Genomic DNA, 19,482 nt, shown 5'->3' with positions numbered 1-19,482 from the left:
TGAACCAGAAAACAAAGGTGGCAGATCACCAAGGTGACCTGCCGCCCTTGTTAGTTTTGCCCGCGCGAACTGGCGGTGAATGGCTTAGCCGTCAGCTTGCGCTTTATCCCATTCGCGGATTTGCCTGTCGATTTCACGGAGTACATCCTTACGCATATCACTCGGGAAGTCGGCACTTTCAGCGATGGAGCGGCGAGCTTCCTTCAAACCTTTCAACGCGTGAGCCATAACGCGGGTTTGGCAGAGATAGACCTTGCGAACTTCGCCTTCTTTCTCTTCGACAGTCGCCACTTCATCGCTGTCGCCGCGGCATTCGGACTTCACGATCGTGCGGCTCTTTTCGCCCTTGGCGCCGTTCATTTCGATAAACGCGACCTCGACTTCCTTCATCGCGTTTTTGATATCGATATCGGCTTCAGCCAGGTCTTCGCGCAGCTCGGCGAGGATTTCCTCACGCTCTTCTTTGGTCAGCTTCTCGCCCTTGTTGTTAAGCTCGATCTTCCTGACGCGCGTTTTTGTTTTGGTTCGGGTTTTTCCGTCTTCGTCCGCTGTCTCGTAGACGTAGACACTGGTGTCTGCATCTTGCTCAATCGTAACGCCGGTATCCGGGTCAATCGTGACAATGGCGCTGGCAGAGACCGCCGCTGGCGCAATCGGGGGTACAGGAGGAGCCGGAGGCGCTGGAGGTGCGATATTCACTCCAGGTGCAAGCGGGGCCGCTGGTGCAACCGGGGCAGCAGGCGCCGCAGGTGCGATGCTTTCAGCATATGTGATCGACGCGGTTAGCGGCAAAGCAATGATCGCCGCGCCCATCATAAAGCGTCCAGCCAAGCGGCGGCGGGTTGAAGTCTCGGTCATATTCAGGCTCCTCAAACGATGGATAATGGATTTGTCGCCGAGCACCGGACACGCCATTGGCGCAGCCAAAGCGGTGTTAGAGGGGGCGACATTCGGACCAGCGGCAAAACTGGCGATGAGATTGGCGTAGGTGGCGCGGCCTTCGATCGGTTGGTTTGACATGACACGCGCATCGCATGCCGCCTCCTGATCGCGGCGAAGCGCGAGCCAGCCATACCGGCCGAGCGGGTTCCACCAATGCAGCGCAAACAAGGGCTGCACGGCAATATTGATCAGCAAATCGCGACCGTGATGGTGTGCAAGTTCGTGCGCCAAAGCGAGATCACGCGCCGTTCGGTTTGGCTGGGCCATAAACCCTTCCGGCATCGCAATAACGGGGTCGATCACGCCAAAGGCAATCGGTGCATTAGTGCCCGGCGTTTCGATCAAGCGAACCTTGCCTTCGCGGCCCACTTCGCGGGATTCTGCAAGCAAGTCTGATCGCAGCTCGAAATAGCTGCTGAACCGGTGCCACATAAAAATGGCAGCGCCGATCAACCACACCGCGCATCCAATCTCCACCAAAGGGAGTGCCTCAACAAGTGTCGCAAGACTGGATGACGGGGTAATCGGTGTGACCAGATCGGTCGCTGCCGCTCCGTTTTCAGACGGTAAACCGCTCGCAGTGTTTTGTGTCGCAACTGGAGCAATGGAGGTCTGGGCCGGGAGAATTGTAAGAGCTTCATTTGCCGCAGGCTCTGGCTTGAGCCACGCTGGCAGGGTAATCGGCGGCATCAGCAATCGCAGCATCGGCAAGGCCCAAAGCGCATAGGCGAATTGCGGACCAAACCAGCGCGTGACGGGCCGGCGAAGGACAAGAACCAAAGCGATCAGAGCAGCGGTCCAAACGAGCGTATCAAAGAGCCAATCGGTCATTGTTTCAGCTCCTTTAAAAGAGCTTCGATCTCGGCAAGGTCATCGCCTGTGAGCGCTTCGGATTCTGCGAGATGTGCGACCAATGAGGCCGCCTTCCCTCCAAACAGTCGATCTACCAGACGCCGCGATTCACCGCCGACATAATCGGATCGCTGCATCAATGGACTGTAAAGAAAGCGGCGACCGTCAGGACGTGTCTCAATGGCTTGTTTTTGGACGAGCCGTGAAAGCAGCGTTTTGACCGTAGGCAGGCTCCATCCACGCTTTTCGCAGACTTCTTCGCAAACTTCCGCGGCTGTTGCCGTTTCGCGATCCCACAGCACTTCCATTACGGCGTGCTCTGCCTCGCTTATTCGCTCCGGTGATGTGTCGTTTGACTTTGCCAAGCTGGCCTCCCGTCTGCTTGATTACATCTGTAGTCACATCGACTACGTTTGTAAACATGAAGCGTGGATTAACGAGCCCTCTCGCCCCTTGCTCTTCTGCAAACGGTCAATCAAAACGGACGAATGACAACGCTTTCAACATTCATCGCGTCGACTGCCATACTCTTGGCAGCAGCTAGCCGTTCAGTGACCGCCGAACCAAGAGCACCTGACAATGCCCAAAGCGCAGCGGACCAACAGGAAGCCGGGCTTTCCGTTCTGACGGAGCCAGTGTCCATTGATCCATCAGACCCGGCGGCGAACGAAGTCGGCGAACTGGTCTATTATGGCGGTGTCGGCATTGAGCCGGGCGATGAAAAGATCGGCGGCATATCCTCGCTCGAATGGGTCGATGGCACGCTATACGGCGTCACCGATGATGGACGCTGGCTCGCAATCCAGACCGACGAGTTGGACGGCAAACTGCTCGATATTTTCAACATCGAAAGCGGCCCGCTGCTCGATCTCAAGGGCAAACGGCTCAAGCGTAAGGAAGAGGCAGACTCAGAAGCGATTGCGAAATCCGCCGACGGCAGCTGGCTGGTCGCGTTTGAGCGTGATCACCGCATCTGGCGCTATTCTTCATTGGACAGCCGCGCAGAGGCCACCGACCTGCCTATCGCTGATCTCGTATTCGATGCCGAAAGCAATGCCGGCATGGAAACTCTGGCAGTTTCGCCAGACGGCTTGATTGCATGCGGCGAATGGGCGGGCAGCGATGTCCTCAACTGCATGCGTGAACGGGATGGCGGGCTTGTCAGCTTCGAGGTCAGCCCCCCTGCCCCGTTGAACGGGCGCGGTGCGGTGCCAACCGATGCCGACTGCACGAGCGACGGCACATGCTACATCCTGTTCCGCAGCTATTCCCCGCAGCAAGGCAACGCGGCCGCCATCGTCGCGGTGGATAGCGCGAACAAGGCCGAGACCGTGGCCAGCTTTCTTCCTCCGCTTACACTCGACAATTTTGAGGGCCTGACCGTCAGAGAAGAATTGGACCGGACCTATATTTACCTCGCATCCGATGACAATTTTTCAGATCGGCAGCGCACCTTGTTGATGAAATTTGAGGTGCGCTCCGCTCGTAAAGACGTTGTCCTGCCTCCGCCGCCGTCGACCGAGATCGACACGACCATTTATGAAACGGTCCCGGTTATCATCGAAACATCACTGGGGAACATTACCGTCGCTCTGGAAACAGAGCGCGCGCCCATCACTGCGGCCAATTTCCTTCGATACGCGGAAGAAGACCGGTTCGATGGCACCGTATTCTATCGTGCGATGAAACTGGACCGCGATCCTCGCCCGAATGGTCTGATACAGGGCGGCACACAATGGGATCCGAAGCGGATACTGGACGGCATTCAGCATGAGCCGACGAACGTTACCGGGTTGAGCCACACGAGCGGCGCGCTTTCCATGGCGATGGGTGAGCCCGGAACCGCAAACGGTGATTTTTCGATCATGTTGCAGGATCAGGTCGGCTTGGACGCGCAGCCTGAATCGGACGATCCCATCTGGAAGAACGGATACGCCGTGTTCGGCTATGTCACAGAAGGGATGGATGTCGTCACGGCTATCCACGCGGCAAAGGCCGATCCGAACAAGGGCGAAGGAATGATGCGCGGCCAATTGCTGGCCGATCCGGTGAAAATCATTGATGTGCGCCGCGTTGAATCCGCCGCAGAATAGCTCGCTATTCCGCCGACGACCGACCCACAGGCTGCGTCGCAGTTTGCGGCATCCGGCCCTCCAACTGGGAAAGCCAGACATCGGCGTCTGAACCGATTGAAGACTGCGGAAGCGATGCAAGCAATCGGCGCTTGCTTTCCCATTGCGCGACTTTCCTGCTCGCATCTTTGGCCGCTTCGGCCAATGGCTGAGGCCGGCGCAAAGCGCGGTTGATCATGGCGTCGCCGTAGAAAGTCCAATCGTTGTCCGGTTCGCAGCCAAACGATGTGCGCTGCGCGGCGGCGGCTGTCAGGATCGCTGTTTCCGTGCTGGCAAGTTCTGGAATGAACACGCCGGAATAACACGCGCTGATAATCAAAAGGCGACGTTCAATGCCCAGCTCTTCAAACACTTCCGCCAGTCGCTTTGGCGACAACACGCCATATTCGGTATCACCGTAGTGATTGATCAGGCCGACTTTGGCGCCGTGACTGGTCGTGTATAGCACCAGCACATCTTCTTCGGTGTTCATCAATTCGGCGATACGGGCCAGACTGAGCAGGAGTGAACGGATCGATCCTTGCGCCTGATCATCGCGGGCGCCGTCAGGCCCGGCGAGCACGAGGGTGCGCCCTTCCCCGCCATACCGGCGCGACAGAACCTTTCCGGCTTCGCGCGCTTCTCTGGCGAAAACGGGATCGCTGTCGAGCGCAACAGAAACGACATAGGCATCGATAGTGCCGGATCGCTCCCGCTGAAGCGCATCGAGCGAACGATTGAGCCTGCGCTGCTGTTTGAGCATTTCTTTGGCAGGAACCGCGCGTTGAAGATGCGGGGAAAGCTCGAAACTGGCCTGCGCCTTTTTGCGGCTCGACCCGATGGCAAGGTTGGGAAACGGCTCAATATGTTCGGGAGGCTGGTTCGCCCCTTTATCAGCGGCGCCTTCTGCGTCTTGAGCCACAACGGGTGATGCGAGGAGGCTGAAAAGGGATAGAGCTGCGACTACTGATCTTTGCATCTGCGAAAGCTGCCCGCGACGGGGCACTTGGTCAAGTATCGCTATAGCAGATCAGTCTTCGCTGACGACGCGGTAAACCTTCATTTCACCCACGCCTTTGAGCGTCATCAGCTCGGGTTCGGTAAATAGAGCCTTGTCGTGGGCGCCAAGATAGGTTGCTTCGGAAACCGCGATACCGTTGGGCGATGCCACCCCTTCGATCCGGCTCGCGATGTTCATTGTGTTGCCCCAATAATCATAGGCCAAACGCTGTGACCCCACGACGCCGCCAACGACATTTCCGGTGTGGATACCAATGCGAATGGCAACATCGATGCCGGAATCGCCAGAGAATTTGGCAACCGCCGCAATCAGATCCTGCGCAAAGTGGATCGCATCAGCCGCGCCTCTGCCGCTTGAAGAATGCCCGCCGACGACCGCCAGATAGGCATCGCCAACAGTCTTCACCTTTTCGACGCCGAACCGCTCTGCGCTTGCATCAGCAAGGCCGAAAACCGTGTTGAGCGTCTTCACCAAATGCCCAGGGGAAAGCCGCTTGGCCAGCGATGAAAACCCGACAATATCGACGAATATGACTGACACATCGCCATAGGAATCGGCAATCGTCTCTCCGCGTTGAAGCCGCTTCGCGACTTTCTCAGGCAGCACATTGTGGAGCAATTCCTCCGTCTTCGCGCGCTCTTCTTCCAATGCAAGTGTCGCCGCAAATGTCTTGCGCGCGCGGCGATCAATGTCCCAGTTCACAAAGCAGGCGAAGGTGAAAAAGGTCGTGAAATTGGTGAAGGAATAGACCTTGTTCACAATGCTCCTGTCGGCTTGCAACAGGAATGCCGCATACAGTGCCAGCAATATGATTGCCCAGACGACAAAGTACCGCGCGGTTGCCACAAACCCGAGACTCGCAAAGACCATCAGAATCCCGAGATTGATAACCGCCATGCTGAGCCGACTGATATTGGTGATGTCGGCCTGCGCTCCCAAAGCGTCAATCAGCATGACCATTACAGCGGCCATGACCGAAAAGATGATCAGATCAATCCACGGCTTGTCGAGATAGACCTGTGTAAAGGTCAGCCCGATAATCGCCCCGAGAAGCAGGATAAACGGACCAGCAGCAAGGTTGTAAGCAAGCACGCCCTCAAGGGGGAAATGCATCGGGTTAAACCCGATATAGGAGATCAGTGTGACGATCCCGATCGCCGCGAGAAACCGCGTGCCAGGAATGCGCGCCTCGCGCTCACTGGCAACATAAGCGCGTTCGATCGCCGGATCGTCAAAACGTGCAAGCAAATGTGTTCCCCCGTCAGCGAATGTATCGCCGCTTTGCGCGCGTGGGACAAGCACCAACAGCAGGGCAATCACATATTACAAGAGAGCCGGTTTCGACGGCGGGTGAGCGGCAGGCGTTAGCGGTTCAACGCGACCCGCTGTTTGCCACCCTTAATCATGAAATCACCTGCGCTCGTTTGCACCGTAACATCGCGCTGCGGGCCCGGCGCATGTCTCGCACGGAAGAACAGCTTCAGCGTTACGCTTTCGCCAGCATCGACAGATCGCGTCTCGCAACTGTAGCTCCAATTGGCATCGTCGAATTTGATCGCAAAAGCGCCGATTTCAGAGCGTTGGTGATCACGCATAACCATTTGCGCTTGGTTCGGACATACCTTTATCTCGGAGACGGCTTCGGTCTCGTTCGTAAGGACGAGATCAAAGCGTTCCCACCTGTTCGGGGTTGTCTGATCAAAGTGATACCCAGAAAATTCTCCGCTAAAAGTGGGAGATGCAGCAACACTTGATAGGACGATTAGATCGAGAAACACAGCAACTTCCCCTTTATTTCAAGTAGATAGTCTCATCTGCGATCTGAATTTGAGGTGAACTGACTTCAGACGAACCTACAAATACTGTGAGAGTTGTGGTGGAGCAAAAAAGGTAACTGCCTCGAGCAATTCCGAATGGCTCCGGTTTGTGTTGTTCACGACGATTGAATGCGCCAGCCCCGAAGTCGAACGATTGATCTCAGCAGATTTGCGCCGGAACCAACCGAATTGCTCCATGCGCGCATCGGTCACTTCGAACTGCAGCATATTCGTGCCCATCACATTCAGACTGCGAAGCTCCTGCACATCGGACCACGGAATCATGTCTGCTGAAAAGTCTTTAAGCAGCATCCCATCAGAATTGATCCGCACCGCTAGGCCGGGATTAAGGCCGCGCCAGAGATGCACAAATGTGAGCGGTCCGAAAAAGACGATGCTCAACCATCCAGCAACCTGCACAACCCATGCAGGAAATCGGCTGCTTTCGAAATCAATCGCGCCGAAAGCACCGACCAGCAAAAAGCCAACTGCTACAAATCCGGCAGAAAGAACACCAAGAGCGATCGAGCGCACAGGTGAAATGCGCGCTTCGAATGCTTCGGCGTTTTCTTTCACGGTTAGTAAACCCGCGCTTTCGGCTCAATGTAAGTCGCGTCTTCGGTCAGCGTATATTCGTGGACCGGACGATAATCGATTTTGATATCGCCTTTTCCAGAGCCATTGGCGTTTCCGCCCCAGCCTTCGAACCAGGCGACTGTGTGCTTCATCCATTCTTTATCGTTGCGATCCGGGAAATCCTCGTGCGCATGGGCGCCGCGGCTTTCTTTGCGGTTCGCAGCCGATGCCATGGTGACATTCGCCTGAGCCATCAGATTGTCGAGTTCCAGCGTCTCGATCAGATCGCTGTTCCAGATCAACGATTGATCGGTGACATGGATGTCTTCCATCCGTGCGTTTTGCGCGGCCAGCTTCTCGACGCCTTCGTCCATCAGCTTCGTATCGCGGAACACAGCGGCGTGCGCCTGCATGGCTTTCTGCATATCGGCACGGATCGCCGCCGTCGGTGAGCCGCCCTGAGCGTAACGGAAGTGATCGACACGGCCCAAAGCAAAATCTGCACTGTCTGCTGGCAGTTCGGGCTGGCTCGCGCCGGCGGTGAGGTTGTCTTTGAGGTGCAGGCCGGTTGCGCGGCCAAACACGACAAGATCGATCAGCGAGTTTGAGCCGAGACGGTTTGCACCGTGAACCGACACACAGGCCGCTTCGCCAACGGCATAGAGACCCGGCACAACCGTATCCGGTCCATCCTTGCCAAGGGTCACAACCTGACCGTGATAGTTACACGGAATACCGCCCATATTGTAATGGACTGTCGGGGTCACCGGCAGAGCTTGTTTGGTGAGATCAACGCCAGCGAAAATCTTTCCGCTTTCGGTGATGCCCGGCAGGCGCTGAGCCAGCACGTCAGGAGCGATATGATCCAAGTGAAGGTGGATATGGTCGCCTTCAGGCCCCTGACCGCGCCCTTCGCGCATTTCGAGCGCCATTGAGCGCGACACAACATCGCGCGATGCGAGGTCCTTCGCCGACGGGGCATAGCGTTCCATGAAACGCTCGCCTTCGGAATTGGTGAGATAGCCGCCCTCGCCGCGCGCGCCCTCTGTGATGAGAACGCCCGCGCCGTAAATGCCGGTCGGGTGGAATTGCACGAACTCCATGTCCTGCAATGGTAGACCCGCGCGCAGAACCATGCCGCCACCATCGCCGGTGCAGGTGTGCGCGGATGTCGCGGTGAAATAGCAACGGCCATAGCCGCCGGTTGCCAGCACGACGGATTGCGCGCGGAAACGGTGGATCGTGCCATCGTCGAGGCACATCGCCATCACGCCGACGCATTTTTTCACGCCGTCGACTTCGCTCATGATCAGATCGAGAGCGAAATACTCGATGAAGAAGTCCGCATCGTATTTCAGGCTCTGCTGATACAGCGCGTGAAGCATCGCGTGGCCGGTACGGTCGGCCGCAGCGCAGGTGCGCTGCACAGGAGGACCGGCACCCATATTCTGCATGTGGCCACCAAACGGACGCTGATAAATCGTCCCATCTTCGTTGCGCGAAAACGGTACGCCAGCGTGTTCAAGTTCATAAACCGCCTGAGGCGCTTCGCGTGCGAGATATTCAATCGCGTCTTGGTCACCCAGCCAGTCGGCACCCTTAACGGTGTCGTACATATGCCAGGACCAGTGATCGGGCGTGTTGTTGCCCAAAGATGCGGCGATACCGCCTTGCGCCGCAACGGTGTGCGAACGGGTCGGGAAAACCTTTGAAATGTTGGCCGTGCGAAGGCCGGCTTCCGCCGCGCCCATAGTCGCGCGAAGGCCGGAACCGCCCGCGCCCACAACGATCACGTCATACATGTGATCAATGATCTGATAAGAGCCTTTGAGCGAGGCGTTGGTAGAACTGTCTGCTGTCGTCGGCATCAGGCCTGACCTCCAAATGCGAGGCTTGCGACGCTGAATACAGCAAACGCGCCGCCGCCAATAACTGCGATGTTGAGAGCGGACAAAGCCGCGAATTTTGAACCGGAATTGTGGACATAGTCCTCAATCAGCACCTGCAGACCCATGCGCGCATGGGCAAACAGGCTGATGACCAGCAGGATCATCGCCACCGCCGTGATCGGCATGGATAGCCAAGCGCTCACTGTGCCGTGGGAGAAATCGGCCATCGTCACAAAGCTGACGATCAGCCAGCTCATCAGGACAAGATTGCTGATCGCGGTGAAGCGATGCGAAAGCCAGTGATGCGCGCCATCATGCGATGAGCCGAGGCCGCGAACTTTGCCGATAGAAGTGCCGTTACCCATCAGATCACTCCCTGCTTGGTGAGGACCAGGGCCCAGAAGCCGCATGTCAGAACAACAGCAATCAATGGCGAAGCAATCGACCACATTTTGTTGGTGTTCAGTTCATACCCCGCGCCAATGTCGAGCACAAAATGGCGCAGTCCGCTCATCATGTGAGTGAAAAACGCCCAGCTAAGCCCGACCATCACAACCCAGCCGAGCGGCGAAGTCATAACGCCAGTGAATGTTTCGTAGGCCGCAGGGCCGCTGGCAATCGCGCCGAGCCACCATACCAGAACCGCGAGCCCGACCAGAGCCATTCCATCCCCGGTCGCGCGGTGAAGGATCGATACCAGCATGTGCGGCCCCCACCGCCAAATCTGGAGGTGAGGAGAAAGCGGTCTTTGACTCATGATTATTCCGTTCAAACGTACTTTTGCGTCGATTTATCGCGCCACACTTAGCGTTCTTGGCGTGTGAGGCAAGCCGTGAACGCTCGACAATACTTGCAAAGTTCTGGACAGAGGCTTGCAAAGTTTTGGATAAAGACCGCCATGAGTTTCATTCTAATCACCGGAACCAGCCGCGGGATCGGCGCATCGGCCAAAGCGATGCTGATCGAACGCGGCCAAAACGTGATCGGCCACGCGACAAAAAACTCCGCTAGTGACACCGTCGCCGCGGACTTTTCCAACCCTGGCTCGGCGCAATTGCTTTGGGAAGAAGCTCTGGATCGCTCGGGCGGAGAGATCAGCGCCGTGGTAAACAATGCCGGACTGTTCGAAGCCAATCATCTGGATCGCTCCGACATAGAATGGCTTGATGCGTGGGACGATACACTGCGCATCAACCTGACCGCGGCGGCCCAGCTTAGCCGATTTGCCATCCGCCATTGGCAATCGAAAGGTTGCGGCGGGCGTCTGGTCCATGTTGCGAGCCGCGCGGCCTATCGCGGCGATTCGCCAGCGCATTGGCATTATGCAGCGGCAAAAGGCGGCATGGTCTCCATGCACAAAAGCATCGCGCGAGCCTATGCCAGCGAAGGCATCCTCAGCTACGCGATCACCCCGGGCTTTACCGATACCAGCATGGCTGGCGACTACCTCGACAGCCGCGGCGGCGCAGGATTGCTTGCCGACATACCACTTGGCCGCGTTGCCGAGCCGGAAGAAATAGCCCGCATCATCGCGTTTTGCGCGCTCGATGCCCCTCCCAGCATGACCGGCGCGGTATTAGACGCCAATGGAGCCAGCTTTGTTCGTTGATTTTCTCGCTTTCGCGCTAGCCAATGGCCTGACCACGCCGCCAGTGACGCGGGCGGATTTGCTGCCCGGGTTGAACTCTTCCCCGCCTGAGCGTATTCAGCCATTCGTTCTGCCACAGGAGTGGGCAAGCGTTTGCAAACCGTGGGATGATTGGGACAAACCCGCACCTCCGTACCGCATTTACGGCAACACCTATTATGTCGGCACATGTGGCATCGCAGCGATCCTTATTACGGGCGATGATGGCCATGTTCTAATTGATACTGGGACTAAGGCCGGGGCCAAAATTATCCTCGCCAATATCCGTTCTCTTGGTTTTGACCCGCAAGACATCGAATTCCTGCTGCAAAGTCACGAACACTTCGATCACGTGGGCGGTATGGCAATTGTGGCGCAAGTTACAGGTGGGCAAGTTCATGCCTCACCAGAAGCCGGGCTGGTGATGATGGTCAGCGGTGAACCACTTGCAAATGATCCGCAGTTTGGGATGCACGACCCCATGCAAACGATCAGCGATGTGAGGTTCCTGAAGGGAAACGAGCAGCGGTGGGATGAGCAGGTTGAAGCCTATGATCTTGATGCGGGGACGAAACTTAAAGCGCATCGAACGCCGGGCCATTCCCCTGGGGCATTAAGCTGGCAGTGGAAATCTTGCGAAGGCGACCGGTGCCTGAATATAGTCTACGCCGACAGCCTCTCCCCAGTCAGCAGCGATGATTACAAATTCAGCGATCATCCCGAATATGTGCGGGCCTATTTTGATGGGCTAGATCGTCTTGCCGCGCTTGATTGCGATATTCTGCTCACGCCGCACCCTTCCCACAGCAAAATGGTGAAGCGCGCAGAGACTGGCACGTTTGAAGGCGGCGTCTCTTGTGGCGATTATGCCGCCGGCAAACACCGCGATCTCGACGCACGCCTCGTCAAGGAAGCGGCCAGCGAATGAGCGCCGCATGGAAACTCAGCGCATTTGCGCCGAAACCTGATGTGCAGGGCGCTCTGCTTGCGCATGACGAAATAGAAGAGTGGGATTTCGACCTTGTTATCTCGGGACGCGAGATTGACGAGGATCGCCCGCTCGAATGGGTTTTGGAAGCATGGTATCCGCGCAAGCCCGGTTCTGCCCAAACCAAGGCACTTGCAGGACTTTTCGCGGGCAAAGCGCCTAAAATCACATCAGAAAAATTGCCGGATGAGGATTGGGTGACACTCAGTCAGGAAGGCACGCCTCCAATTCGCGCTGGCCGGTTCTACGTCCACACGCCCGATTATGAGCCCGCTGATGACGCGGTGAACTTCGCCATTCCGGCCAGTCAGGCGTTTGGCACTGGCCAGCATGAAACGACCGCGGGCTGCCTGAAGATGCTGGATGCCATCAAGAGTACTGGCGCGAGCTTCCGCCGTATTGCCGATATCGGCACGGGCACCGGATTGCTCGGTTTTGCGGGTATGGCACTGTGGCCGAGCGCCGAATGCACCGCATCAGATATCGACCCGGTCTGTGCGGATGTTGTAGAGGACAATGCCGCGATGAACAACATCCGGCTCGGGGCAGAGCGCGGCGCGATGACGATGGTGATCGCAGACGGAATGGAAAATCCGCTGCTGCTGGCACGCGGGCCGTATGATCTGCTAATCGCAAATATCCTAGCCGGGCCTTTGGTCGAACTTGCACTCGACTTTGCCAAATCGGTCAGCCCCGGTGGCAGCATCGTCGTCGCAGGATTGCTGGCCGGCGAGCAGGAACAGGCCGTGCGCCGCGCATATAGGCGCGCGCATTGCAGGCCGGTGGCACGGCTGCAGAATGGAGACTGGGCTATTCTGTGGTTCAGGCGCCGCCGTGACCGGTAAACGTCTTTGGGCCAAGAGGATCGGCGTAAGCGCAGCGTTTATCCTTATCGGCATCCCGCTGCTGTTTCTTCTGTCCGCTTGGATTGGCTCGTCAATTCCGCGCAATTCCGATTGGGCCGAAACGCAGGACGGCATCGAGATTTTCGTCGGATCAAACGGCATTCACACCGAAATCGTGATGCCAATCGACAGCGAAGTGATCGACTGGCGGGGTCAGTTCGCGCTCGGCGATGTTTCCTCGCCAAACCTTTCATACACCCACGTTTCGGTCAGCTGGGGCGAGAAGGCATTCTTTCTCGAAACGCCGACGTGGTCCGATCTGACACCGTCGGTTGCGCTCAACGCGATGACTGGCGGCAGCGGGGTTTTGCACGTCGCGTGGTATGTCCGCCCGGCCCCTTCCGAAGACTTTCGCCCGCTAAGAATTGGCCGCGCGGAATATGAACGCCTCGTCTCCCAAGTTCAGGCTCAGCTTGTGCCGGAGGAAACGAGGGAAACCTACGCCGGGTATTCCTATTACGATGTGTTTTATGACGCAGTAGGCACCTATCACATCGGCAACACCTGCAATCAGTGGACGAGCGACAGGCTCGCAGATGCAGGGATCAAAACCGGATCATGGACACCTCTGCCCGGCGGGGTGATGAAATGGGTGCCGAACATGGAAACGCCCTAGCCCTCTGGGAGATTGGCTTTCCAGTCTTCCAGAAACAGTCGCTCGGCTCTTGGCGGGTCCAGTTCCATCGCGCTTTCAAGCATCGCCCGCGCTTCCCTGAATTGGCCGAGCCGTTCCAGCAATTTGGCTTGCGCGACACGGTAGGGTCTGGAATGCCGCACTCGGTCTTTCGGCACTGCGCGCAAAGCCGATAGCCCTGCCGCGTCGCACTGACATTCCGCCAGAGCAAGGGCGCGGTTCACCTCGACCATAGGCCCTGGGCGCATGATCATCAAAGCATCGTAAAGCGTCAGGATTGCCGACCAGTCTGTCGTCCCATCGAACATTCGGCGTGCATGGGTCAGTTGAATAGCGGCCATCACCTGATACGGGCCAGTCGCCCCAGCGCGGGCGGCCTGATCGAGCCAGAGGCGAGCCTGCTCTATAGCCCGACGATCCCACACCCCCGTATCCTGACGCGACAAGGGGATCATGCCGCCCTGCTCGCTCACCCGCGACTTCTCCCGAGACCGTGCCAGCATGATTAAGGCCGCAAGCCCCAATGCCTCGGGTTCGTCTGGAAAGAGCTCCGTTACCAGAGTTGCAAGTCGTGCAATCTCTTCGGCGAGTTCAGGGTCAATCTCACCGGCTGCATCCTGATACGCTGCGGTGTAAGCCAGTTCGAGCGTGAGAAGCACGGCACCGAACCGTTCAGACCAAAACCGCCGCTGCGGAAGTTCAAACGGAATCCCGGCTTCGCGAACCTTCTTCTTTGCGCGGGTGATCCGCTGATACATCGTCGTTTCGCTGGTCAGAAAGACGCTTGCGATTGAACTGACGGGTATGCCGCAGATCACCCTGAGCGCCAGCGCCACGCGCACTTCCGGCGCCAGTGCCGGATGACAGCAGATAAACAAAAGCCGAAGCCGCTCGTCTGCGATAGGCTCAGGCAAGGTGAGGATATTTTCCATATCAGAAATCTGCGCTTCGCCATCTGCTGCACGGGCCTGCGCCTCGCGCTTGCGGATCGCGTCGACCGCCTTGCGCCGCGCCGTGACGTGCAGCCATCCAGCGATATTGTCGGGAGGCTCCACCAGCTTCAGGCACGCTTCGACGGCTTCGGCAAAACTGTCTTCGGCAAGGTCCAGATCGCGCAAATGCACGGCCAGAGCGGATACCACCCGTGGCCGTGCGTCTGCGATGGCCTTCGCCGCCTCGATCACTCGTCCTCGGGCCAAATAGGGCGAATTTCGATTGATCCGGCACCGGGGATCGGGATCATCCGTGCCCATTCGACCGCCGCATCGAGATCCGGCGCATCAACGATATAATACCCGCCCAACTCTTCATGCGTTTCGGCGTAAGGGCCGTCATGCAGCACGCCGTCGCCTTCACCAGAGTACCGTAAAGTGGTCGCCGTATGCGCCTCGCGCAGGCGGTTGCCCGACCATTCGGTGCCGCTTTCGGTCAGCTTCTCGATCAACTTCAAATGACCGGCCAGCGTCTCTTCCATCACCTGTGCGGCATTCTCGCCCGTATAGGCGTCTTCGCTTTCATTGATCAGCAGCATGTATTGCATCGTTCAATCTCCGTTACTGGCCGCGCCACATCGGCAAGGCTCTGACACTGAGACGGATGAGGCAAGCCGGATTCGACAGGTCTGCGAAAATTTATTCGGAAAGCGCGCTTTCGAGCAGGTTCAGCGCGTTGCGGGTGAACGCCGCCATATTGTCGATCCGGTCATCGCTTGATGTCTCGATGGTCTGGGTCCGCTCGAGCTGCGGCCCGGCAACCGCCGCGACGCTTTTGCCGGAGGCGACGCCCATCGGATGCTTGCTTGATCCCGCAGCGCCGCTTTCGGCAATGCCCCATTCCGCACCGAGCCTGTCGCGAATAGCGCGGGCCTGAAGCAGCGCATATTCTTCCGTGGCGGAGCGCATGCCTTCATAGGCTTCGCGCGGCAGATCAAACAGGACATCGCGGGCCTTGAACGAATAGACGATGCCCCCGCCAACATAGAATTTGAGCGCGCCGGGCACCGTGAGCAGGCTTGCGCCGATCAACCCGCCCGTCGCTCCGTCTGCGACGGCGATTTTCTCGCCGCGCGCTTTGAGGGCCTCCGCGATTCGAACGGCTTGCGGGTGGAGTTCGCGGAGGATCATTTCGTATCGACACTACGGATCGAAAATGAAACTTTTCGGCTAATCTCGGCATTGATCAACAATGAGTTCGTGGACTTTGCACTGAGCGGGAGACCGCTGCGTTCGTCAAAAACGATGTCGAGTTCATCAATCATTTGAGCCATCTGCAAAGTGTTCTTTGCATCCTCAATTTTTTCCTGAACTTCTTCCGTCTGGAGGCTTTGGAATTTCCCCGGTAGCTCGTCAAAAGTATTCTTAAGAGCGATCAAAAGCTGCGCTTCATCCGCCTGGGTGGATTCCGAATAATACAAGTTACGATGCTCGTCTCGGTCCAAACGGAGCAGAGACAAAGCATCGATTGTGGACGAGGCGATTCCAACCTGCATCTCTGTATCCAATTCGTACTCAGCGCCTTCTTCCAACTCAAGACCGCCAAATCCAAGGATGTATGGCCAACCTTTTACTGCGACATAGGCCGCATCTTCCGGTGTGCTGTTCCTAATTGGAGCAAATACGAGCTCGAACGATTCTTGATAAATCTCGGCTACTTCAGGGCTCACTTGCGAGATCCAAAAGTCTTTCTGGGCAATTATTGCAGCTCGTGTAGCCTCCCAGTTCCTCAACCTAAGCGGCTCGCCGAATGCGTCCAATTCGATCTCAACCGGTTCAAGATTGGGCGAGAAGAGAGCGGCCATCGCAGGAGGAAACTCTCTGAGAATGCTTTCCTTGTTTAGCGCTATCCTCTGCTCGCCTACGACGATCGCAATGTTTTTCAATTGCAAAAGGTATCCGTCTTCGATCTTCTGAAAAGTAAGCTCTTGCTCGTATTCCACTCGCCGAGGCTCTCTGCCAGTCTGCTCCGACACTTCCACAAACGAGTATTTGAGCGGCGTATCAAGAGGCGGATCGAACGGCACGATCAGTATTTCGGCTGTATCGCTCGAAACTGGTATAGGTTCATTCGCCGACGCTTGCGCTTCCATCGGCAGAGCGAAGGCCAAGAACGCTAGAAATACTCTCAGCATTGGCAAATCTTCCAACTCATCTCGCTTCTGCCACAATCTTCGCCCAACCCGCCTCATCAGTGGTTTCGATGCCGAGCTCCTGCGCCTTCTTGAGTTTCGATCCCGCACCGGGCCCTGCGACCAGCAAGCCGGTCTTGGCGCTAACACTGCCCGATGCCTTTGCACCCAACCGCTCGGCCTGAGCCTTGGCTTCATCGCGGCTCATCGTTTCGAGTTTGCCGGTGAATACGACCGTTTTGCCGGCGACCGGACTGTCGAGCGTTTCGACCTCGTATCGAGGAGGGGTGACTTGGCCCAAGAGGTCTTCCCAAACCGCGACATTATGCGGTTCGTGGAAGAAATCGCCGAGCGCCTCCACCACGCTGGGGCCGATACCGTCTATGCTGGTGAGTTCGTTGGCGGCCTCTTCGTCATCGCTGCGAGCTTTTTCGGCCAGTTCGCGCAAGGCAGGCAGCTCGTGAACATGCTTCAAGAGGTCCCGCGCGGTTACTTCGCCGACATGGCGGATACCGAGGCCGAATAGCAGCCGCGCCGCGTCGGGCTCACGCTTGCTATCCACAGCCGCCAACAGGTTATCGACAGACTTATCCTGCCACCCTTCAAGCGCCAGAATATCCTCCCGTCGCTCCCGCAAACGGAAGATATCCGCTGGGCTTTCCAGCCACCCCAGCGCAAAGAATTGCGCGATGGTCTTGCTGCCGAACCCGTCAATATCCAGCGCCTTGCGGCTGACAAAATGTTCAAGTCTTTGAGTGCGTTGCGCCGGACAGATAAGACCGCCTGTACAGCGCACATCGACCTCGCCTTCCTCGGCAACGGCCTCGCTGTCGCATTCGGGGCATTTGTCGGGAAAGGCGTAGGGATCGCGCGGCTCTTCGCGAGTCAAATTCTCGACCACTTGCGGGATCACATCGCCCGCGCGCTGGATCACGATCCGGTCGCCTGGCCTCACACCAAGCCGTTCAATCTCGTCGCGATTATGGAGCGTCACATTGGTGACCGTCACCCCGCCGACCAGCACCGGCGATAGCCTGCCCACCGGCGTCAATTTGCCCGTACGGCCAACCTGAATATCGATCGCCTCCAGCGTAGTCTGCGCCCGTTCGGCAGGGAATTTGTGCGCCAAGGCCCAGCGCGGCGCCTTTGCGACAAAGCCCAATCGCTGCTGATAATCGAGGCGGTCCACTTTGTAGACGACGCCATCGATATCATAGCCGAGATCGGGCCGCTGACGGCCAATCTCCTCATAATGCGCGATCATCGCATCGACATCGCCCGTCACGGTGAGAAACGGTGACAGCGGAAAGCCCCAGCTTTCCAACATCCGCATCATCTCGTGCTGGGTCTCGCGCGGCACTTCTGATGCCGCTCCCCAGCCATAGGCCCAAAATTTGAGCGGGCGTTTCGCGGTGACGCTCGCATCTTTCTGGCGCAGCGAACCAGCGGCCGCGTTGCGCGGATTGGCGAACAGCTTTCCGCCCGCTTCCTCCTGCACCGCATTGATCGCGGCAAAATCGGCTTTGGACATATAAACCTCGCCGCGCACTTCGAAGACTTCCGGCACACCTGCTGGAAGCCCCTGCGGAATATCGGCGATATGGCGCACATTGGGCGTCACGTCCTCACCCACCTGCCCGTCCCCGCGCGTCGCGGCGCGGACCAGTTTACCGGTCTCATAGCGCAGCGAGCAGGACAGCCCGTCAATCTTATCCTCCGCCGTTATCGCGACCGGATCATCCGCGCCGAGGCTAAGGAACCGCCGGATACGCGCCGTCCATTCCTCCACCTCTTCGCGGTTAAACGCGTTGTCGAGGCTCATCATGCGCTGCTCATGCGTCACCTTCGACAGCGGCGATGCTGCCACTTCATGCCCCACCTTCTGCGACGGACTGTCAGGCCGGATCAGATGTGGAAACGCTTCTTCCAATTCGCGATTGCGGCGGACCAGCGCATCATATTCCTGATCGGTAATCTCGGGATTGTCCTGCGCATGATACAGCTTGTCATGCTTCGCAATCTGGCGAGCAAGACGCATCAGCTCATTGGCGGCCTCGGCTTCGGACACTTGTTCAGCCACGCACAATAGGCTTCGTTTCTACACGGGTGCCAAAGCCGGTGATGTGCGCGCGCGCTTTGCCGATGGCTTCCTGCACGCCGGGCAGTTGCAGGCTGTTGGCGTGATCTGTTTTGGTCTGCCACACTTCGGTGATCCAGATCGAATTGGGATCGTCTAGGTCTTCGGCGATCATGTAAGCGATATTGCCCGGCATATCGCGCGTGCCCGCCAGCATTGCTGCGATCACTTCGCCGCGCTTTCCATCGGCGACCTTCATTTGCCCGATCAGGCCGTACATCTCTTCCATCGTCTCTTTTCCTATCCGTGGTGAGGCGCATCCCGCCAATAGGCCAAGCGCCGCCACACCTACAAATTCACGCCGTCCGATCACTTGCTTTCCTGCAATCGCACAGCCCATCCATCCGGCGTTTTGTGCGCTGAAATCGGCACGCCGGGCACAAACGTGTTTCCAAAACTGATATTGGTTTTCGCTGAGCAGACCAGCTTTTCACAGCGGATCGTGCTGAGTTCGACAAGTACCCCCATGGCATCGCGATTGCGGTCAGGCGAGCAAGAGAGACGCCCCATCAGGGGAGTGGCAGTGTCCGAAAACCGCTCAAAGAATGCCTTGGTCGGCTGGCCGTAGGAATATCCCAGACACAGAAAATCCAACTTCTGCCCAAAGCGCGCCTCCATCCGCACAATTTCGTGCCGGAACATAGCCTCAACCGCGCCCGGATCGGCCTTTCCGAGCGGCCATTCGCCTAACTCGATTTCGGCAGCGCCGGGAAAGGTTATGGGTTGCGGCGTTGGGGCCGATGCGGGTTGGGTGGTCAGTATCGCGGTGACAGCGACAAGCTTGAATACTATTGTCATATCAACGCTATCATCTGTTTTGAGGTCGGCTTTCTAAGCTCACGGTCAAATCTGGCGGTCT

The 19,482-nt window shown here is 57.6% G+C and carries 21 protein-coding genes; 5 read left to right on the top strand and 16 right to left on the bottom strand.

The features are described from left to right. Positions 1 to 84: 84 nt before the first annotated feature. Both MWU39_RS05910 and MWU39_RS05905 read right to left on the bottom strand, forming a co-directional pair. Positions 85 to 1,773, bottom strand: coding sequence for a M56 family metallopeptidase (locus tag MWU39_RS05910; RefSeq protein ID WP_247159078.1), 1,689 nt, complete (start codon positions 1,771 to 1,773; stop codon positions 85 to 87). Then, positions 1,770 to 2,159 carry a BlaI/MecI/CopY family transcriptional regulator gene (locus MWU39_RS05905; protein ID WP_281501079.1) on the bottom strand — a complete coding sequence of 130 codons (390 nt, stop codon included), beginning with the start codon at positions 2,157 to 2,159 and terminating at the stop codon, positions 1,770 to 1,772. The genes MWU39_RS05910 and MWU39_RS05905 overlap by 4 nt, the downstream gene beginning before the upstream one ends. A 123-nt stretch (positions 2,160 to 2,282) precedes the next feature. Between MWU39_RS05905 and MWU39_RS05900 the strand changes: the two genes are divergently transcribed. Continuing rightward, positions 2,283 to 3,887, top strand: coding sequence for an esterase-like activity of phytase family protein (locus tag MWU39_RS05900; RefSeq protein WP_247159075.1), 1,605 nt, complete (start codon positions 2,283 to 2,285; stop codon positions 3,885 to 3,887). Positions 3,888 to 3,891: 4 nt separating this feature from the next. Here MWU39_RS05900 and MWU39_RS05895 read toward each other — a convergent pair whose 3' ends face one another. The 7 genes from MWU39_RS05895 to sdhC form a co-directional block, all read right to left on the bottom strand. Next, entirely contained in the window at positions 3,892 to 4,884 is a 993-nt protein-coding gene (locus MWU39_RS05895) for a C13 family peptidase (protein ID WP_247159073.1), read from the bottom strand. Between the two features lie 51 nt (positions 4,885 to 4,935). After that, positions 4,936 to 6,228 carry an adenylate/guanylate cyclase domain-containing protein gene (locus tag MWU39_RS05890; RefSeq protein ID WP_247159071.1) on the bottom strand — a complete coding sequence of 431 codons (1,293 nt, stop codon included), beginning with the start codon at positions 6,226 to 6,228 and terminating at the stop codon, positions 4,936 to 4,938. A 62-nt stretch (positions 6,229 to 6,290) separates the two neighbouring features. After that, entirely contained in the window at positions 6,291 to 6,704 is a 414-nt protein-coding gene (locus tag MWU39_RS05885) for a hypothetical protein (protein ID WP_247159070.1), read from the bottom strand. A gap of 75 nt (positions 6,705 to 6,779) precedes the next feature. Then, entirely contained in the window at positions 6,780 to 7,319 is a 540-nt protein-coding gene (locus MWU39_RS05880) for an STM3941 family protein (protein ID WP_247159069.1), read from the bottom strand. A 2-nt stretch (positions 7,320 to 7,321) separates the two neighbouring features. After that, complete coding sequence (sdhA, locus tag MWU39_RS05875; protein ID WP_247159067.1) at positions 7,322 to 9,187, bottom strand: succinate dehydrogenase flavoprotein subunit; 1,866 nt, start codon at positions 9,185 to 9,187, stop codon at positions 7,322 to 7,324. Further along, entirely contained in the window at positions 9,187 to 9,573 is a 387-nt protein-coding gene (gene sdhD / locus MWU39_RS05870; protein ID WP_247159066.1) for a succinate dehydrogenase, hydrophobic membrane anchor protein, read from the bottom strand. Before sdhD ends, sdhA begins: the two co-directional genes overlap by 1 nt. Further along, complete coding sequence (gene sdhC, locus MWU39_RS05865; protein ID WP_281501078.1) at positions 9,573 to 9,965, bottom strand: succinate dehydrogenase, cytochrome b556 subunit; 393 nt, start codon at positions 9,963 to 9,965, stop codon at positions 9,573 to 9,575. The genes sdhD and sdhC overlap by 1 nt, the downstream gene beginning before the upstream one ends. Before the next feature lie 141 nt (positions 9,966 to 10,106). Here sdhC and MWU39_RS05860 point away from each other — a divergent pair, with 141 nt between their 5' ends. The 4 genes from MWU39_RS05860 to MWU39_RS05845 are packed head-to-tail and all read left to right on the top strand — an operon-like array spanning position 10,107 to position 13,344. Beyond that, complete coding sequence (locus tag MWU39_RS05860; protein WP_247159064.1) at positions 10,107 to 10,817, top strand: SDR family oxidoreductase; 711 nt, start codon at positions 10,107 to 10,109, stop codon at positions 10,815 to 10,817. Further along, positions 10,807 to 11,763: a subclass B3 metallo-beta-lactamase gene (gene bla, locus MWU39_RS05855; protein ID WP_247159063.1), complete on the top strand. Its 957-nt coding sequence runs from the start codon at positions 10,807 to 10,809 to the stop codon at positions 11,761 to 11,763. The genes MWU39_RS05860 and bla overlap by 11 nt, the downstream gene beginning before the upstream one ends. Beyond that, the gene (locus MWU39_RS05850; RefSeq protein WP_247159062.1) at positions 11,760 to 12,668 is read left to right on the top strand and encodes a 50S ribosomal protein L11 methyltransferase; all 909 of its coding nucleotides are present in this window, start codon (positions 11,760 to 11,762) and stop codon (positions 12,666 to 12,668) included. Before bla ends, MWU39_RS05850 begins: the two co-directional genes overlap by 4 nt. Beyond that, complete coding sequence (locus tag MWU39_RS05845; RefSeq protein ID WP_247159059.1) at positions 12,658 to 13,344, top strand: TIGR02117 family protein; 687 nt, start codon at positions 12,658 to 12,660, stop codon at positions 13,342 to 13,344. The genes MWU39_RS05850 and MWU39_RS05845 overlap by 11 nt, the downstream gene beginning before the upstream one ends. Here MWU39_RS05845 and MWU39_RS05840 read toward each other — a convergent pair. The 7 genes from MWU39_RS05840 to MWU39_RS05810 all read right to left on the bottom strand — a co-directional run bounded on the left by MWU39_RS05840 (position 13,341) and on the right by MWU39_RS05810 (position 19,421). Beyond that, the gene (locus MWU39_RS05840) at positions 13,341 to 14,546 is read right to left on the bottom strand and encodes a DUF6596 domain-containing protein (protein WP_247159058.1); all 1,206 of its coding nucleotides are present in this window, start codon (positions 14,544 to 14,546) and stop codon (positions 13,341 to 13,343) included. The two genes, MWU39_RS05845 and MWU39_RS05840, sit on opposite strands and share 4 nt — an antisense overlap. Continuing rightward, complete coding sequence (locus tag MWU39_RS05835) at positions 14,543 to 14,902, bottom strand: YciI family protein (protein WP_247159057.1); 360 nt, start codon at positions 14,900 to 14,902, stop codon at positions 14,543 to 14,545. Before MWU39_RS05835 ends, MWU39_RS05840 begins: the two co-directional genes overlap by 4 nt. A 91-nt stretch (positions 14,903 to 14,993) precedes the next feature. After that, positions 14,994 to 15,485: a CinA family protein gene (locus tag MWU39_RS05830; protein ID WP_247159055.1), complete on the bottom strand. Its 492-nt coding sequence runs from the start codon at positions 15,483 to 15,485 to the stop codon at positions 14,994 to 14,996. Further along, entirely contained in the window at positions 15,482 to 16,447 is a 966-nt protein-coding gene (locus MWU39_RS05825; protein WP_247159054.1) for a hypothetical protein, read from the bottom strand. Before MWU39_RS05825 ends, MWU39_RS05830 begins: the two co-directional genes overlap by 4 nt. 58 nt (positions 16,448 to 16,505) lie before the next feature. Further along, complete coding sequence (gene ligA / locus MWU39_RS05820; protein ID WP_348646370.1) at positions 16,506 to 18,566, bottom strand: NAD-dependent DNA ligase LigA; 2,061 nt, start codon at positions 18,564 to 18,566, stop codon at positions 16,506 to 16,508. After that, a complete protein-coding gene (locus tag MWU39_RS05815) occupies positions 18,559 to 18,936 on the bottom strand; it encodes an antibiotic biosynthesis monooxygenase (protein ID WP_247159053.1) in 378 nt (125 codons plus the stop codon). The genes ligA and MWU39_RS05815 overlap by 8 nt, the downstream gene beginning before the upstream one ends. Next, complete coding sequence (locus MWU39_RS05810; RefSeq protein ID WP_247159052.1) at positions 18,933 to 19,421, bottom strand: hypothetical protein; 489 nt, start codon at positions 19,419 to 19,421, stop codon at positions 18,933 to 18,935. Before MWU39_RS05810 ends, MWU39_RS05815 begins: the two co-directional genes overlap by 4 nt. Positions 19,422 to 19,482 lie beyond the last annotated feature (61 nt).

It is taken from the genome of Erythrobacter sp. F6033, from assembly GCF_023016005.1.
Taxonomy (GTDB): Bacteria; Pseudomonadota; Alphaproteobacteria; order Sphingomonadales; family Sphingomonadaceae; genus Erythrobacter.
This window is presented reverse-complemented; position numbering and strand designations above follow the sequence as displayed.

Excerpts from the sequence above, each read along its gene's own strand:
- MWU39_RS05910 (WP_247159078.1), bottom strand. The coding sequence starts at position 1,773 with ATGACCGATTGGCTCTTTGATACGCTCGTTTGGACCGCTGCTCTGATC.
- MWU39_RS05900 (WP_247159075.1), top strand. The coding sequence starts at position 2,283 with ATGACAACGCTTTCAACATTCATCGCGTCGACTGCCATACTCTTGGCA.
- MWU39_RS05895 (WP_247159073.1), bottom strand. The coding sequence starts at position 4,884 with ATGCAAAGATCAGTAGTCGCAGCTCTATCCCTTTTCAGCCTCCTCGCA.
- sdhA (WP_247159067.1), bottom strand. The coding sequence starts at position 9,187 with ATGCCGACGACAGCAGACAGTTCTACCAACGCCTCGCTCAAAGGCTCT.
- sdhD (WP_247159066.1), bottom strand. The coding sequence starts at position 9,573 with ATGGGTAACGGCACTTCTATCGGCAAAGTTCGCGGCCTCGGCTCATCG.
- sdhC (WP_281501078.1), bottom strand. The coding sequence starts at position 9,965 with ATGAGTCAAAGACCGCTTTCTCCTCACCTCCAGATTTGGCGGTGGGGG.
- MWU39_RS05860 (WP_247159064.1), top strand. The coding sequence starts at position 10,107 with ATGAGTTTCATTCTAATCACCGGAACCAGCCGCGGGATCGGCGCATCG.
- MWU39_RS05850 (WP_247159062.1), top strand. The coding sequence starts at position 11,760 with ATGAGCGCCGCATGGAAACTCAGCGCATTTGCGCCGAAACCTGATGTG.
- MWU39_RS05835 (WP_247159057.1), bottom strand. The coding sequence starts at position 14,902 with ATGCAATACATGCTGCTGATCAATGAAAGCGAAGACGCCTATACGGGC.
- MWU39_RS05830 (WP_247159055.1), bottom strand. The coding sequence starts at position 15,485 with ATGATCCTCCGCGAACTCCACCCGCAAGCCGTTCGAATCGCGGAGGCC.
- MWU39_RS05825 (WP_247159054.1), bottom strand. The coding sequence starts at position 16,447 with ATGGAAGCGCAAGCGTCGGCGAATGAACCTATACCAGTTTCGAGCGAT.
- MWU39_RS05810 (WP_247159052.1), bottom strand. The coding sequence starts at position 19,421 with ATGACAATAGTATTCAAGCTTGTCGCTGTCACCGCGATACTGACCACC.